Source organism: Mesorhizobium sp. P160219, from assembly GCF_057786095.1.
In genome coordinates this window covers 5,050,431-5,065,925 of record NZ_JBYNWG010000001.1, presented here as the reverse complement: position 1 = coordinate 5,065,925, position 15,495 = coordinate 5,050,431, and the positions used below count along the sequence as shown (strand labels likewise).

General features: G+C 63.9%; 12 protein-coding genes and 1 pseudogene. 7 read left to right on the top strand and 6 right to left on the bottom strand.

Features of this window, described 5'->3' with window-relative positions; translation table 11 throughout:
* Window positions 1-2: 2 nt before the first annotated feature.
* The gene (locus AC3EMP_RS24590) at window positions 3-386 is read right to left on the bottom strand and encodes a RidA family protein (protein ID WP_023670775.1); all 384 of its coding nucleotides are present in this window, start codon (window positions 384-386) and stop codon (window positions 3-5) included.
* 255 nt (window positions 387-641) lie between these two features.
* On the opposite strand from AC3EMP_RS24590, the gene AC3EMP_RS24585 reads away from it, so the two are divergent.
* The 7 genes and pseudogenes from AC3EMP_RS24585 (at window position 642) to AC3EMP_RS24555 (ending at window position 7,665) form a co-directional block, all read left to right on the top strand.
* Complete coding sequence (locus AC3EMP_RS24585; RefSeq protein WP_023670774.1) at window positions 642-1,646, top strand: ABC transporter substrate-binding protein; 1,005 nt, start codon at window positions 642-644, stop codon at window positions 1,644-1,646.
* A gap of 2 nt (window positions 1,647-1,648) precedes the next feature.
* A complete protein-coding gene (locus AC3EMP_RS24580; protein WP_352462786.1) occupies window positions 1,649-2,473 on the top strand; it encodes an ABC transporter ATP-binding protein in 825 nt (274 codons plus the stop codon).
* Window positions 2,460-3,311, top strand: a complete 852-nt coding sequence (locus AC3EMP_RS24575) for an ABC transporter permease (RefSeq protein ID WP_023670772.1) — start codon at window positions 2,460-2,462, stop codon at window positions 3,309-3,311. Before AC3EMP_RS24580 ends, AC3EMP_RS24575 begins: the two co-directional genes overlap by 14 nt.
* A gap of 198 nt (window positions 3,312-3,509) precedes the next feature.
* Complete coding sequence (locus AC3EMP_RS24570; RefSeq protein WP_352712269.1) at window positions 3,510-4,811, top strand: cytosine deaminase; 1,302 nt, start codon at window positions 3,510-3,512, stop codon at window positions 4,809-4,811.
* Window positions 4,811-6,214: an FAD-binding oxidoreductase gene (locus AC3EMP_RS24565; RefSeq protein WP_352712352.1), complete on the top strand. Its 1,404-nt coding sequence runs from the start codon at window positions 4,811-4,813 to the stop codon at window positions 6,212-6,214. The genes AC3EMP_RS24570 and AC3EMP_RS24565 overlap by 1 nt, the downstream gene beginning before the upstream one ends.
* Before the next feature lie 286 nt (window positions 6,215-6,500).
* The gene (locus AC3EMP_RS24560; RefSeq protein ID WP_352595465.1) at window positions 6,501-7,082 is read left to right on the top strand and encodes an NAD(P)H-dependent oxidoreductase; all 582 of its coding nucleotides are present in this window, start codon (window positions 6,501-6,503) and stop codon (window positions 7,080-7,082) included.
* Window positions 7,082-7,665: pseudogene (locus AC3EMP_RS24555) on the top strand (NAD(P)H-dependent oxidoreductase). Before AC3EMP_RS24560 ends, AC3EMP_RS24555 begins: the two are co-directional and overlap by 1 nt.
* Before the next feature lie 170 nt (window positions 7,666-7,835).
* Here AC3EMP_RS24555 and AC3EMP_RS24550 read toward each other — a convergent pair.
* From AC3EMP_RS24550 to AC3EMP_RS24530, 5 genes are all read right to left on the bottom strand, one after another.
* Window positions 7,836-10,283 (bottom strand): GcvT family protein, encoded by a 2,448-nt coding sequence (locus AC3EMP_RS24550; protein ID WP_352713403.1) that lies wholly within the window; start codon window positions 10,281-10,283, stop codon window positions 7,836-7,838.
* A complete protein-coding gene (locus AC3EMP_RS24545; protein ID WP_023670766.1) occupies window positions 10,280-11,461 on the bottom strand; it encodes a pyridoxal phosphate-dependent aminotransferase in 1,182 nt (393 codons plus the stop codon). Before AC3EMP_RS24545 ends, AC3EMP_RS24550 begins: the two co-directional genes overlap by 4 nt.
* Window positions 11,461-12,360: a homocysteine S-methyltransferase family protein gene (locus AC3EMP_RS24540; RefSeq protein WP_352713399.1), complete on the bottom strand. Its 900-nt coding sequence runs from the start codon at window positions 12,358-12,360 to the stop codon at window positions 11,461-11,463. The genes AC3EMP_RS24545 and AC3EMP_RS24540 overlap by 1 nt, the downstream gene beginning before the upstream one ends.
* A complete protein-coding gene (locus AC3EMP_RS24535; protein WP_352595471.1) occupies window positions 12,357-14,810 on the bottom strand; it encodes a GcvT family protein in 2,454 nt (817 codons plus the stop codon). The genes AC3EMP_RS24540 and AC3EMP_RS24535 overlap by 4 nt, the downstream gene beginning before the upstream one ends.
* Window positions 14,811-14,905: 95 nt before the next feature.
* A complete protein-coding gene (locus AC3EMP_RS24530; protein ID WP_352545386.1) occupies window positions 14,906-15,448 on the bottom strand; it encodes a helix-turn-helix domain-containing protein in 543 nt (180 codons plus the stop codon).
* Window positions 15,449-15,495: the final 47 nt, after the last annotated feature.

Sequence of the window (15,495 nt, the reverse complement as noted above, 5' to 3'; positions counted from 1 at the left end):
GATCACCCAGCCGCAATCGCCTCGACCTCGACCTTGAACTCCGGCCGCGCAAAGCCTGACACGATCATCAGCGTCGAGGCGGGCGCGGGGCTGGCAAACAAGCGGTCGCGGACGTCCATATAGGGCCGCAGAAAGGCGCGGTCGGTGACGTAGGCGTTTATGCGCACGATGTCGCCTAGCCCCAGCCCGGCTTCAGCCAGAATCGCCGCTATGTTTTGAAAGCAGAGCTCGGCCTGCGCGCCGGCATCCTCGGGGATCTGGTCGTCCGCCGTGATGGCGACCTGACCGGAGCACAGCACCAGCCGCTTGCCGGGAGGTACTTCGACGCCGTGGCTATAGCGGGCGAAAGGCGGCTTGATCGACTTCGGCGCGAGGTATCTGAACATGGCAATCTCCTGTCTGCGAGACCAGCCTAAGACGTGACCGATAGTACGTTCAAGATGTGGTGCATGGCACAAGGGCGATTGTGGACAGGCGTCCAAAAAATAGGCACGATGCCTCCCGCACAGCATGACCCGTCCGGTGTTGGCAGTGACTGCCGCGCAAGCAGGCGGCCCGGGCGGTGGCATGTGTCTTGCTTCTTGGATCAATGGTGTCGAGCCCGGCGCGTGACGCTCCGGAGCCAACAAAGGGTGGTGTCGATGTACGGAAAACAGAAGATTTCAGCGCTTGCGGTCGCGCTGCTTGGAGCCGGCACGTTCGGCGCGGCAGCAAACGAGAAGGTCACCTTCGGCACCAACTGGCTGGCCGAGCCCGAGCATGGCGGCTACTACCAGGCCGTCGCCGACGGCACCTACGCTGCATGTGGCCTCGACGTGACGATTTCGCAGGGAGGTCCGCAGGTCAGCGGGCGGCCGCTGCTGCTGGCCGGCAAGCTCGATTTCTACATGGGCGGCAATCTGCTGTCGGCCTTCGACGCCGTCCAGCAGGGCATCCCGATGCGCGTCGTCGCCGCCGATTTCCAGAAGGACCCTCAAGTCATCATGTCCCACCCGGGGCAGGGGCTGGACAAGTGGGAGGATTTGAAGAACGCCGACCAGTACATTCTCGGCGACGAGGGCGTCCAGACCTTCTTCCAGTGGATGGTCATCGAACTCGGTTTCGATGCCGCCAAGCGCGTGCCCTACACCTACAACACCGCTCCATTCCTGGCCAACAAGAAGTCGATCCAGCAGGGTTACGTCACCTCGGAGCCTTTTGCGGTCAAGAAGGAAGGCGGCTTCGTGCCCAACCAGTTCCTGCTCGCCGACTATGGCTGGGACACCTATTCGACGACGATCGAGGTGATGCAGGACACGATCGACAAGCGGCCGGAGGTGGTCCAGTGCTTCGTCGATGGCTCGGCCAAGGGCTGGTACAACTACCTCTACGGCGACAACAAGGCCGCCAACGAGATGATCAAGAAAGACAATCCCGACATGAGCGACGAGCAGATTGCCTTCTCGATCGAGCAGATGAAGAAGTTCGGCCTGGCCGATTCCGGCGACACCGAAAAGCTCGGCATCGGCGCCATGAACGAAGACCGGATCAAGAGCTTTTATGACAAGATGGTCAAGGCCAAGGTCACGCCCGAGGGCATCGATATCAAGAAGGCCTATACGCTGGCCTTCATCAACAAAGGTGTCGGAATCGAGCTGAAGAAGTAATCGTGAAGCTGGAAAAGATGGCGCAGGCGCCCATGACGGCATCGGGTGAAGGCCCGATGCTGCTGACGCTGCGCCATGTCGGCAAGGTGTTTTCCAATGGCGTGACTGCATTGAGCGACGTCGATCTCGCCATCCGCGAGGGCGATTTTGTCAGCCTGCTCGGGCCGTCCGGCTGCGGCAAGTCGACGGCGTTGAGGCTGATCGCGGGCCTGTCGACGCCGACATCCGGTCAACTCGACTGGGGCGGTTCGATCGACCGCGCCAATATCGGCTTCGTCTTCCAGGAACCGACGCTGCTGCCCTGGGCCAATGTCTTCGACAATGTCTGGCTGCCGCTCAGGCTGAAAGGCGCGTCGCGCGCCAAGGCGGCGCCGGCGGTGACGGAGATGCTGGAGCGGGTGCACCTGACCGGTTTCGAAAACGCCGTGCCGCGCGAGCTTTCCGGCGGGATGAAGATGCGCGTCTCGATCGCACGCGCCATGGTGACGAAGCCGCGCATTCTGTTGATGGACGAGCCGTTCGCCGCACTCGACGAGATCACCCGCTTCAAGCTCAACAACGATCTTCTGGAGCTGTGGCAGGACGAGCGCTTCACCGTCGTCTTCGTCACCCACAGCGTCTTCGAAAGCGTGTTCCTGTCCAACCGCGTCGTCGTCATGGCGGCGCGGCCGGGCCGCGTCCATGCCGAGTTGGCAATCGATGCCGCCTATCCACGCGACGAGGTGTTTCGCACCTCGCCCGACTATGCCGCGCTCTGCCGCCAGGCCTCGGACATCCTGGTCAACGCCATCAACACATCAGCCGGACCGCACCATGACGGCCATTGATCAGAATGCCGCAACGCTCGACGCGGAAGAGGCCGGCCGCGTACGCCAGGAGCGGCTGGAGCGGATCGGCCGGTGGGTCTTGCCTTTGGCGATCATGATCCTGGCGATCTGGCTGTGGGACCGCATTTGCGTGTGGAACGCGATCCCGCAATATATTCTGCCGCGCCCCGGCGTGGTGCTGTGGACGCTCTATAGCGATGCCGGGCTCCTGTTCTCCGCGCTGCTGGTCACGTTGCGCATAACCTTTCTCAGCCTGCTGCTCGCGGTCGTCGGCGGCGTCGGACTGGCGGTGCTGTTTGCGCAATCGAAATGGGTGGAGATGTCGTTCTTTCCCTTCGCCATCGTGCTGCAGGTAACGCCGATCGTGGCGGTCTTCCCGCTCATCAACATCTATGTGGACAACCAGACGGTGAAGCTTTTGCTTTGCGCCTGGATCGTTGCGTTCTTCCCGATCCTGTCCAACACCACGCTCGGCCTCAATTCGGTCGACCGCAATCTGCGCGACATGTTCAAGCTCAACGGCGCGACGCGCTGGCAGCAATTGCGCTATCTCAGACTGCCGGCGGCCATGCCGTATTTTCTAGGAGGCTTGAAGATAGCCGGCGGCCTGTCGCTGATCGGCGCCGTGGTGGCCGAGTTCGTCGCCGGCGCGCAGGGGCAGTCGTCGGGGCTGGCGTCGCGCATCATCGAGGCCGGCTACCGCCTCAACGCGCCAAGGCTGTTCGCGGCGCTGATCCTGATCTCGCTCACCGGCATATTGATCTTCCTGGTGCTGTCGCTGGTGTCGCATCTCATCCTGCGCCGCTGGCACGAGAGCGCGCTGAAGCAGGAGCGGTAGGGGGTTGGGTGACGTGATTGAGATGCTGGCGCGAAACACCCCCCTCTGGCCTGCCGGCCATCTCCCCCTCAAGGGGGGAGATTGGACGTCATCCGGGATTTCGCCAATTATCGACGTTGGAAGACGGGTGCTGTCGGAAAAGCTGCCAATCTCCCCCCTTGAGGGGGAGATGCCCGGCAGGGCAGAGGGGGGCGGTCCTTGATACCGACCTCTGGCTCGTACCATCTCACCAACGTCCGCCTTCACCGGTCGCTGACATCAGGTCTTGCCACCACTTACGATACTGACGGCTTCGCGCTGGCCGACATCGCCGTCGCCGACGGTAAGCTCTCCAGCATCGCCGCGCACAAGAAATCAAAAGCGCCAGCCACCGCCATCGACCTTGCCGGCCGCATCATCCTGCCGTGCTTCGTCGATTGCCACACCCACATTGACAAGGGCCATATCTGGCCGCGCAAACCCAATCCCGACGGCAGTTTCATGGGCGCGCTCAATGCCACCGGCGCCGACCGTGCAGCGCGCTGGAGCGCCGAGGACGTGGCGCGGCGCATGGATTTCTCTTTGCGCTCGGCCTACGCGCACGGCACCAAGGCCTTGCGCACTCATCTCGACAGCGTGCCGCCACAGGAGGAAATCTCCTGGCCGGTGTTCGAGGCGATGCGGGAGAAATGGCGCGGCCGCATCGAATTGCAGGCAGCCTGCCTGCTCGGCATCGAAGGCGTGCGCGACAGAAAGTCGTTCGAGAGGCTGGCCAAGCGTGTGGCTGCGGCCAAGGGCGTGCTCGGCGTCGTCACCTATATGGTGCCGGATCTCGAAGAGCTTCTCGACAAGGTGTTCGCCGAGGCGAACAAGCACGGGCTCGATCTCGATTTCCACGCCGACGAGACCGACGATATCGCGGCGATCTCGCTGAAGAAGATTGCCGAGGCCGCACTCTGGAACGGTTTTGAGGGCAACATCCTGGTGGGACATTGCTGCTCGCTGGCGCGCCAGCCGGACCTCGACGTGCTCGATACACTCGACAAGGTGGCCAAGGCGCGGCTGGCGGTGGTGTCGCTGCCGATGTGCAATCTCTATCTGCAGGACCGGCGCGCCGACCAGACCACGCCACGCTGGCGCGGCGTGACCTTGCTGCACGAGATGAAGGCGAGGGGCATTGCGGTCGCGGTCGCCTCCGACAACACCCGCGATCCTTTCTATGCCTATGGCGATCTCGACATGCTGGAGGTCTACCGCATGGCGACGCGCATCCTGCATTTCGACCATCCGGTCGGCGACTGGCCGCAGACGGTGGCGGCGACGCCGGCCAAGGTGATGCGGCTCGACGGTGTCGGGACACTGGCAGCCGGTGGCAGCGCCGATTTCATCGTCTTCAAAGGGCGGAGCTGGACGGAATTGCTCTCGCGGCCCGAATCGGATCGCATCGTCGTGCGCGCGGGACGAGCGATCGACAGACAATCGCCCGATTACGCCGAGCTCGACGGACTGATGGTGGAATGATGGATGTTTCGGCGCTCAAACGCGATCTCGACGGGATAAAGCTCGACGACAATCCGGCCATCATCCAGCAGAAGAGCCGCGACTTCTACTGGTACAGCCCGGTGCTGAAGCAGCAGCTCGACCACGTCACCGGCGACCTGATCGTGACGCCCAGGAACGAGGCCGAACTGATCCGCGTGCTTGCCGCTTGCCACCGTCATGGCGTTCCGGTGACGCCGCGCGGCAGCGGCACCGGTAATTACGGCCAGGCGATGCCGCTGTCGGGCGGCGTGGTTTTGAACCTTGCCGAGATGAACGAGATCAAGGCCATAGCGCCGGGCCGCGTCGTCACCGGGCCGGGCGCGATCCTCGCCGACATCGACAGAGCGACGCGCGCGCATTCCGGGCAGGAACTGCGGCTGTCGCCGTCGACCTACAACACCGCCTCGATCGGCGGTTTCATCGCCGGCGGCTCGGGCGGCGTTGGCTCGATCAATTTCGGCGGTCTGCGTGATTTCGGCAATGTGCTGCGCCTGCGCGTCGTCACTATGGAGGCGGAGCCGAAGGCGCTCGAACTCACCGGCGAGGACCTGCACAAGGTCACCCACGCCTATGGCACCAACGGCATCATCACCGAGGTCGAGATGCCGCTGACTGCAGCCTATGAATGGATCGACGTGATCGTCGGCTTCGACGCTTTCATGCCGGCAGCCCGCTACGGCAACGCGCTGGCACGCCAGGACGGCATCCTGACCAAGCTGATCACGCCGATCGCCGCGCCCGTGCCGCAGCTCTATTTCAAGCGCCACCAGAAGTTCTTCCGGGACGGGCAAAGCATCTGCGTCGTCATGGTTGCCCGGCATGGGCTAGACGCGTTCCTCGCCTTCACCCGCCGCGCCGGCGGCGAAGTCATCTTCAATGCGGCGACGGCAACGGACGAAGAGAAAAAGGGCCTGCCGCCGGGCTTCGAACTGGCGTGGAACCACACCACGCTCAGGGCACTGCGGGTCGATCCCGCGATCACCTATCTGCAATCGCTCTATCCGTTTCCCAACCAGCTGGCGCTGGTGGAGAAGATGGACGCGATGTTTCCGAACGAGGTCTTTTCGCATCTCGAATTCGTGCGCCTCGACGGCAACATCACCTGCTTCGGCCTGCCGCTGGTGAAATTCACCACCGAGGCGCGGCTCAACGAAATCATCCGGCTGCATGAGGAGAATGGCTGCCCGATCTTCAACCCGCACCGCTACACGCTGGAAGAGGGCGGCATGAAGCAGACGGATGAAATCCAGCTCGCCTTCAAGCGCGAGACCGATCCGCAAGGCCTGCTCAATCCCGGCAAGATGATCGCCTGGGAAAATCCGGATTACGACTATCGCTCGGGCCGGACTTTTTTGTTCAAGGGTTTGCAGAAAGCAGAATGAGCAGAGGTTTGAGCTTGAGCACCCCCCTCTGTCCTGCCGGCACAGGCCCTACGCTGCCGCTTCGGGCGTTCGTCGTTTGGAAAGCCAAGCAATTGGCTTCCCATCGGCTTCGCCGACCACTTCTCACCCCCCGCAAGGGGGGAGATTGGCAGCCTGAACGCCGCAGCCAATCTGACACGCTGACAATTAGTGAAAGCGATGCGGCAGTCCGATCTCCCCCCTTGAGGGGGAGATGCCCGGCAGGGCAGAGGGGGGTGCCTCGCGCCGACCCCGGCAATGCCTTCCCATGAAAGTCCTCGTCCTTTACGCACACCCGGTGGAGATCAGCTTCAATGCAGGCCTGCACCGCACGATCGTCGAGCGGCTGACGACCGCCGGCCATGAGGTCGACGATTGCGATCTCTATGCCGAGGATTTCGACCCCAGGCTGACGCGCGGGGAGAGGCTGGATTATCATAACCAACGCAGCCCTGCGGACCCGGCCGCGCCCCATGTCGAGCGTTTGCTGCGGGCTGAGGCGCTGGTGCTGTCATATCCCGTCTGGAACTACGGTTTTCCGGCCATCCTGAAGGGTTATTTCGATCGCGTGTTTCTGCCCGGCGTGTCGTTCAAATTGGCCGACGGCAAGGCGCAGCCGTCGCTCCACAACATCCGCAAGCTGACCGCCGTCACCACCTATGGCGGCAGCCGCTTCCGCGCCATGCTGATGGGCGATCCGCCACGCAGATTGGTCAAGCGGATGCTGCGCGCGACGATCAGGCCCGGCGCCTCGGTGTCCTACCTCGCTCATTATTCGATGAACCTGTCGACCGACGAGACGCGGGCAGCCTTCATGGCCAAGGTCGCGGCCGGGATGGATGAATTCTGATGCGCGTGCTGGTGGTCTATTGCCATCCGGTGCCCGAAAGCTTTTGCGCCGCCATCAGAGATGCCGCCGTCGATGTGCTGAAGGCACGCGGCTGGGAGGTGCGGCTGCTCGACCTCTATGCGGAGGAATTCGATCCGGTGATGGGCTGTGAAGAGCGACGCGCCTACAATGAGCGGGCGCCGGAGGATCCGGCCCTAAAACCGCATTTCGAGCATCTCGCCTGGGCTGAGGCGATCCTGTTCATCTATCCGACCTGGTGGTACGGGCTGCCGGCCATGCTGAAGGGCTGGCTCGACCGGGTCTGGGCGACCGATGTCGCCTTCAAGCTGGGTGCAAGGGGCGCATCACGTCGCTGATGACACATGTCACCAGGGTCGGCGTCATCACCACCTGCGGCGCGCCGACCTGGTGGAGCGTCGTCGTCGGCCAGCCCGGCCGCAAGACCTTGCTGCGCGGTATGCGCGCGCTGTGCGCCCGCCGCTGCCGGACGTTTTTCCTGGCGCACTACCTGATGGACGCCTCGACGCCAAGGACGAGGGCGGCGTTTCTGGTGAAGGTGCGGGCGAAGCTGGAGCGGTTTTGAGCTTCTTCACCCTCCCCCTTGTGGGGAGGGTCGCGCAGCAAAAGCCGCAAGGCGGCTTTTGCGAAGCGGGGTGGGGGGTCTCGTAGGGCGCACCCCCACCCCGTCTCGCAATCGCCGCTTCGCTCCGACTGCGAGCCGACCCTCCCCACAAGGGGGAGGGTAAAAAGGTGCTACATCCTCGTCCGTTCCGCCTTGGGATCGTACATCGGCTTCAGCGATGCTTCCGCCGCAAAACGCTCGCCGGCGATCTCTATCTCGTAGGACGAGGCCAGCACATCCGCCTCGCTCTCGCCCTGGCAGGGCACATAGCCCAGTCCGATCGCGCCGCCGAGATGGTGGCCGTAATTCCCCGATGTGATCGGGCCGACGATCTTGCCGTCGCGCAGGATCGCCTCGTTGTGGAAGAGCAGAGGCTGCGGGTCCTTCAGCCGGAACTGCACCAGCCGGCGCGACAGGCCGGCTTCTTTTTTCTTCAGCACCGCATCGCGGCCGATGAACTCGCCCTTGGCGGTTTTGACCGCAAAGCCGAGGCCGGCCTCCAGCACATTGTCCTCGTCGGTGATGTCGTGGCCGAAATGCCGAAACGCCTTTTCGATGCGACAGGAATCGAGCGTATGCAGGCCGCAAAGTTTCAGGCCGACATCCGCCCCCGCCTCATCGATCGCCTCGAAAACATGGGCAGCCTGGTCGGTAGAGACATAAAGCTCCCAGCCGAGTTCGCCGACATAGGTGACGCGGTGGGCGCGGGCGAGGCCCATGCCGATCTCGATCTCCTGGAAGGTGCCGAATGGATTGTTGTCGTTGGAGAAATCGTTGGGGCTGACTTTCTGGATCAGCTTTCGCGCATCCGGACCCATCAGGCAGAGCACGCTTTCTGCCGCCGTCACATCGGTGATGACAACGAATTCCTCGCCGACATGCCGCCGCAGCCAGGCGAGATCGCGTTGCAACGTCGCGCCCGGTACGACGAGGAAATAGGCCGTGTCCGACAGCCGCGACACGGTAAGATCGCTCTCGATGCCGCCGCGCTGGTTGAGCATCTGAGTGTAGACGATCTTGCCCGGCGCCACGTCCATGTCGTTGGCGCAGAGCCTTTGCAGGAACGCGCAGGCATCGCGGCCCTCGACACGGATCTTGCCGAACGAGGTCATGTCGAATAGGCCGACCTTGTTGCGGACCGCCAGGTGTTCCTCGCGCTGGTTGTCGAACCAGTTCTGCCGCTTCCAGGAATAGCGGTATTCGCGCTCTTGCCCTTCGCGGGCGAACCAGTTGGCGCGCTCCCAGCCGGCGACTTCGCCGAAGACCGCGCCGCGCGCCCTCAGGTGTTCATGCAGGGGCGATCGCCTGACATTCCTGGACGTTGCCATCTGCCGGTAGGGGAAATGGTCGGCATAGAGCAGGCCGAGCGTCTCGGAGACCCGCTCCTTGAGAAACCTACGGTTCTTCTGGAATGGCTGGGCGCGGCGGATGTCGACTTCCCAGAGGTCGAAGGGCGCTTCGCCGTCATTGATCCACTGCGCCAGCGCCATGCCGGCGCCGCCGGACGAGACGATGCCGATGGAATTGTAGCCGGTCGCCATCCAGTAGCCCGACAGCTCCGGCGCTTCGCCGAGATAGTAGCGGTCGTCGGGGGTAAAGCTTTCGGGGCCGTTGAAGAAGGTGTGAATGCCGGCGGTTGCCAGCATCGGCATGCGATTGACGCCCATTTCGAGGATCGGCTCGAAATGCTCCATGTCCTCCGGCAACTGGTCGAAGCAGAAATCCTCGCTTATGCCGTCCATGCCCCAGGGCTTGGCCACCGGCTCGAAGGCGCCGAGCATCATCTTGCCGGCGTCTTCCTTGTAGTAGGCGCATTCATCGGGAACGCGCAGCACCGGTAGACGACCGAGCCCGGGGATCGGCTCGGTGACGAGATAAAAATGTTCGCAGGCATGCAGCGGGATGGTGACGCCGTTCTGGGCGCCGAGCTCGCGCGCCCACATGCCGGCGCAGTTGACGACGATGTCGGCCTCGATCGTGCCCTGGTCGTCGCCTTGCGCCCACGACACACCGGTGACGCGACCGGCCTTGGTATGGACCTTGGTGACCTTCACATTCTCGACGATGGCGGCGCCACGCTGGCGGGCGCCCTTGGCCAGCGCCATGGCGATGTTGGCCGGATCGCACTGGCCGTCGAGCGGCAGATGCACGGCGCCGACCACATCGGACACGTTGAGATGCGGGTACATCTCCTTGACTTCACCAGGCGAAATCTCGCGCACATCGACATCGAAGGCGCGGGCGAGCGAGGCCTGCCGATAAATCTCGTGCTTGCGCTCCTCAGTCAGCGCCACGGTGATCGAGCCGACCTGGCGCATGCCGGTGCCGACTTCCGTTTCGGCTTCCAGCTTGACGTAGAGGTCGGCCGAATATTTGGCCAGCCGCGTCATGTTCTGCGAGCCGCGCAGCTGGCCGATCAGGCCGGCGGCGTGCCAGGTCGTACCCGAGGTCAGCTGCTTGCGTTCGAGCAGCACGATGTCGGTCCAGCCGAGCTTGGCCAGGTGGTAGGCGACCGAACAGCCGGAGACACCGCCGCCGATAATAACCGCGCGGGCCTTGGTGGGAATGCTTCTGGTCATGCGGCCTCGCGGCGATAGCCGGATGCGAAGCGGCGCAGGCGTTTTGCGGCTTCCTGAAGCACCGGCTCCGGTTGGCAGAGGCTGATGCGGATGTGGCCGGCAGCGGCCTTGCCGAAGCTGGAACCCGGCATGACGCCGACACTCTCCTGGTCGAGAAAGGCCCAGGCGAATTTCTCGTCGTCGGGCTCGACTGCGGAGATGTCGAGCATGACATACATGCCGCCCTCGGAGCCGTGCACGCTGATATTGTTCATGCCGCGCACGGCGTCGAGCAGGACGGTGCGGCGCGCCGCATAGCGTTCGGCGATCTCCCTGACGCCAAAGCGGTTCTCCAGCGCCTCGGCGCAGGCGATCGAGATGAAGGCCGGCAGGCCGTAGGTCGTCACCAGATTGAGATTGGTCAACAGCGTGATCATCTGCGCTGGGCCGGTCAGCCAGCCCATGCGCCAGCCGGTCATGCCATGGCTCTTGGACATCGAATTGATGACCAGCGTGCGCTCCGCCATGCCGGGCAGGCCGCGCGGCGAGATGTGCTCGCCGCCGCCGAGCGTCCAGTAGACCTCGTCCGACAGCAGCCAGAGATCGTGCTCGCGGCAGATCTCGGCCAGCTCTTCCAGACGCTCACGCGAATAGACGGCGCCGGTCGGGTTGTTCGGCGTGTTGATCAAAATGGCGCGCGTGTTGGGCTTGAGCGCCGCGCGGATCATCTCGGCGTGCGGCTGGAAACCGTCTCCGGCCGGCGTCTCGACGACGGTGAAGCTGGCGCCGGCGGCGCTGAAGGTGTTGGGATAAGTCGCGTAGTAGGGCGCCACCACGATAGCGTGGTCGCCCTGGTCGAGAACGGCCTGCACCGCCGCGTAAAGGGCGGCCTGACCGCCCGGCGTGGCGATCACCTGGTCGGGGCTCGTCTCGACCCCGGTGCAGGCGGTCGAGGCCGCCGCCATCGCCCTGCGCAGGCGCGGAACGCCGGGAAGCGGGGTGTAGTGGTGGTTGCTGCCGCGAACCGCCGTCACGCAGGCTTCGATGGTCTGGCTCGGCGTATCGAAATCATGGTCGCCGACCGACAGCATGATGATGTCCTGGCCCGCCTCCTTGCGGGCCCATGCCTCGGTGTGGACCTCCCAGCCATCCTTGCCCGAAGGCACGATGCCGGAAATGCGCGATGACGGTCTGGGCATCAGGATACTCCCGAGATTTCGTGGCCGGCCTGTTCGAGCCAGTCGCGCAAGGCGGCGATGTGGGCAGGGCCGACTTCGCAGCAGCCGCCGACGATGGTGGCGCCAGCGGCGACCCAGCCGAGCGCCTGGTCGGCATAGGCATCCGGATCAAGGTCGTGGCGTGCGTGCAGCACTTCGACCGTTCCGCCATGCTTGAGCGCTTCGACAGAGGTGAAGCCATTGGCATAGGCGCCGACCGGGCCGCCGAGAGCAATCAATTCGGGCAGTGCCGCGGCGATAGCTTCTGGCCGGCAGCAATTCACCAGGCGCGCTGCAACCGTCAGGCCGTCGAGGGCGTCCGCCGCTGCCGCTATTGTTTCGCCGCTGCGCAGCCGCGGCGCGCCGTGATCGGCGAGAGTCCAAGACACCCAGACAGGTTTGCCGCTTTCCGACGCAGCGGTAACGGCCGCACGGCCTTCCTCGGCTGAGGCCATGGTCTCGCACAGGAACAGGTCGACGCCATCGGCCTGCTCGGCGACGATGCGGCGATAGATGTCCAGCGTCTCCTGGAACGATATGGCCAGCGCCGGCGCATAGCTGCCGAACAGCGGTGACAGGCAGCCGGCGATCGCTGCATCGCCTGCCTCGTCGCGTGCCTGTCTTGCCACTTCGATGCCGCGCTTCTGCAAGGGCTTGAAGAGATCTTCTGCTCCTTCCCGCGCGAGCCGCTCCGGCGTTGCCGAATAGGTGTTGATGGTGATGACGCGAGCGCCGGCCCGGATGAATTCGGCATGCAGGCCACGCACCAGATCCGGCTCGTCGATCAGCACCCTGGCCGACCAGAGCGGCGTCGGCTCGGAGCTGCTGCGGCGGACCAGTTCCTGGCCCATGCCGCCATCGGTGAGAATGACTTTCTTCATGCTCTCAGTCTTTCGTTTTTCGGATCCCACAGCGGCTCGTCTTTCTGCACGACCGCCCTGAAACGATCGCCAAAAATTTCAATCTCGATCGCGGTATCGGGTTCAGCCAGGTCGGCGCGCAGCATGCCGAGCGCGATCGATTTGTCGATGCGATGCCCCCATCCGCCGGACGTCGTCTCGCCGACGATCTTGCCGTCATGCCAGAGCGTCGACACGGACGGCGCGTCGCAATCGCCTGGGTTTTCGACCACCAGCGTGACGAAGCGCTTCTTCACGCCTTGCTGCTTTTCGTTCTGCAGGGCTGCCTTGCCGCGGAAGTCGGGCTTGTCCCATTTGACGAAGCGCTCGAGCCCGCCCTGCAGGACCGTATAGTCGGTCGACAGGTCGCCCTTCCAGGTCCGGTAGCCCTTTTCGAGGCGCAGCGAATCCAGCGCGTACATGCCGAACGGTTTCAGACCGTGTTTTTGTCCCGCCGTCCAGACGTCGTCGAAGATGGCGGCGGTGTCTCCCACCTTGGTGTGGATTTCCCAGCCGAGTTCGCCGGCGAAGGATACCCGCACCAGCTTCGCCCAGCGGCCGGCGATGGTGGTTTCCTGATGCGTCAGCCAGGGCAGCGAGAGATCCGCGCCACAGACCTCGGCCAGGATCTTGCGCGAACTGGGGCCGGCGAGGATTTGCGTCGAATAGTCTTCGGTTCTGTCAGTGAGGGTGAAAGCCGCGTCCTTCGGCAGGCGCGACTTCAGCCATTCGAAATCGTGCCACTGCGCTACCGCCGCGGTGATCAGCGTCATCTGCTCTTCGCCATGGCGCACCACCGACATCTCGGTGACGATGCGGCCCTTGTCGTCGGCGAAATAGGCGAGGCCGATGCGGCCGGGCTTGGGCACCAGGCCGGTGACCTGCAGCGCCAGCCATTCGGCTGCGCCAGGACCTTCGAGGTTGAAGCGCGAGAAGCCGGGCAGGTCCAGAATGCCGGCGGCGTCGCGCACCGCCAGGCATTCTTCGCGCACGCGGTGCTGCCACGGCCCGTCGCGGCGGAAGGTGAGTGTTGCTTCTTCCGACGTGTCGTCACCGGGTTGCGCATACCAGGTGGCACGCTCCCAGCCATTATAGGCGTCGAACTGGGCGCCGAGCGCCTTGATGCGATCGTGAATCGGCGACAGCTTGCGGTCGCGCCCGGCCGGCCAGGCATGGCGCGGGAACTGGATGGCGTATTCGTTGCCGTAGATCTCCATGCCCTTGGCGACGCTATAGTCGGGGGCGGCCGCAAAGCTGGTGAAACGGCGCGGATCGCAAGACCACATGTCCCATTCGGTCTGGCCCTGCGTAACCCATTCGGCCAGCACCTTGCCGGCGCCGCCGCCCTGGGCGATGCCGAAGGTGAAGACACAGGCCTCGAACGCGTTGGGAACGCCGGGCATCGGACCGATCAGCGGATTGCCGTCCGGCGCGTAAGGGATCGGCCCGTTGATCACCTTGGACAGGCCGGCAGTGCCCAGGATCGGCACGCGGGCGACGGCATCGGCAAGGTAGTGCTCGAGACGGTCGAGATCGTCGGGGAATAGCTGGAAGGAAAAATCCTCCGGCATCGGGTCGTTGTGGGTCGCCCAATGCGCGCGGCAATTGCGCTCATAGGGGCCGAGATTCATGCCGTTCTTTTCCTGGCGCAGATAGTAGGAGGTGTCGACGTCGCGCAGCAGCGGCAGTTTCTTGCCCTGCTCCTTCGACCAGGCCACCAGTTCGGGGATTTCCTCGAACAAGATGTACTGATGGCTCATCACCATCATCGGGACGTCGCGGCCGAACATTTTGCCGACTTCCGCGGCTCGGTAGCCGGCGGCGTTGACGACGATCTCGCAACGGATCTCGCCTTGCGGCGTCTCGACAACCCATTCGTCGTTCTCGCGGCGCACGCCCGTGGTTGGGCAGAAGCGGATGATCTTTGCCCCCATGTCGCGCGCACCCTTGGCAAGTGCCTGCGTCAGCTGCGCGGGGTCGATGTCGCCGTCGTTCGGATCGTAGAGCGCACCTTTGAGGTCATGCGTCTCGATGAAGGGATAGCGGCGCTTGATCTCATCAGGGCCGACAATGTCGATGTCCATGCCCTGGTAGCGGCCCATGCCCTTGGCGCGCTGGAACTCCTGCATGCGCTCCTTGGTGTGGGCGAGCCGCAGCGAGCCGGTAATGTGGTAGTTCATGGGATAGTCGACGGCATCAGCCAAGCCGCGATAGAGCTCGGTCGAATAGCGCTGCATGTTCATCAGCGACCAGGACGACGAGAAGGTCGGCACATTGCCGGCGGCATGCCAGGTCGAGCCCGATGTCAGCTCGTTCTTTTCGAGCAGCACGCAATCGGTCCAGCCCGCCTTGCAAAGGTGGTAGAGCGAGGAGGTGCCGACGACACCGCCTCCGATGATCACCACGCGTGCCGTCGTCGGCAAACCGGCCATATTCTTCTCCCAAACCTGAAGCGCGCTGCGCTTCTATTTTTTGCTTGATGCATGTCGTTGTCCCAAAACCGCTGCACACTTTGGGCGAGATGCATTCAATAAACAGGCGGCGAAACCACCCAGATGACCACGGCCGGCTCGCTGCCGGGATTGCGCCAGCGGTATGGCTTGCGCTCGAAGCGGAAGGAATCGCCTTCGACAAGACGGTGCCAGACGCCGGCGATCTCGATCTCGAAAATGCCAGAGGCGATGTAGCCGGCTTCCTCGGTCGGCCGCAGCTGCTCGCTCTTCATCTCGGCGCCCGGCGCGAAGATCGAACGCACCATCTCGAAACTACCGCCGAGATCGGGCGACAGAAGCTCCTCCACCAGGCCAGATTCGCTTGTGCCAAGCGTGCGCCGGCTGCCGGCGCGCACGACAAAGCCGCGCTCCTTTTCGATCGGCACGTCGTGGCTGAAGAACAGGCTGAGCGGCACGCCGAACAGGTCTGCGAAAGCCCTGAGGTCGCCAAGTGAAGGGATAGACAGGCCGCGCTCGACCTGGCTGACCCAGCCGACAGAGCGGCCAAGCTTCAGCGCGATCTCAGCCAGCGTCAGCCCGCGCGCCTTGCGCAGCGCACGGATGTCGCTCGCCAGCAGGCGCTCGTCAGGTCCCTGCAATGTTTTGGGAATAGCTGGGGCCAAAA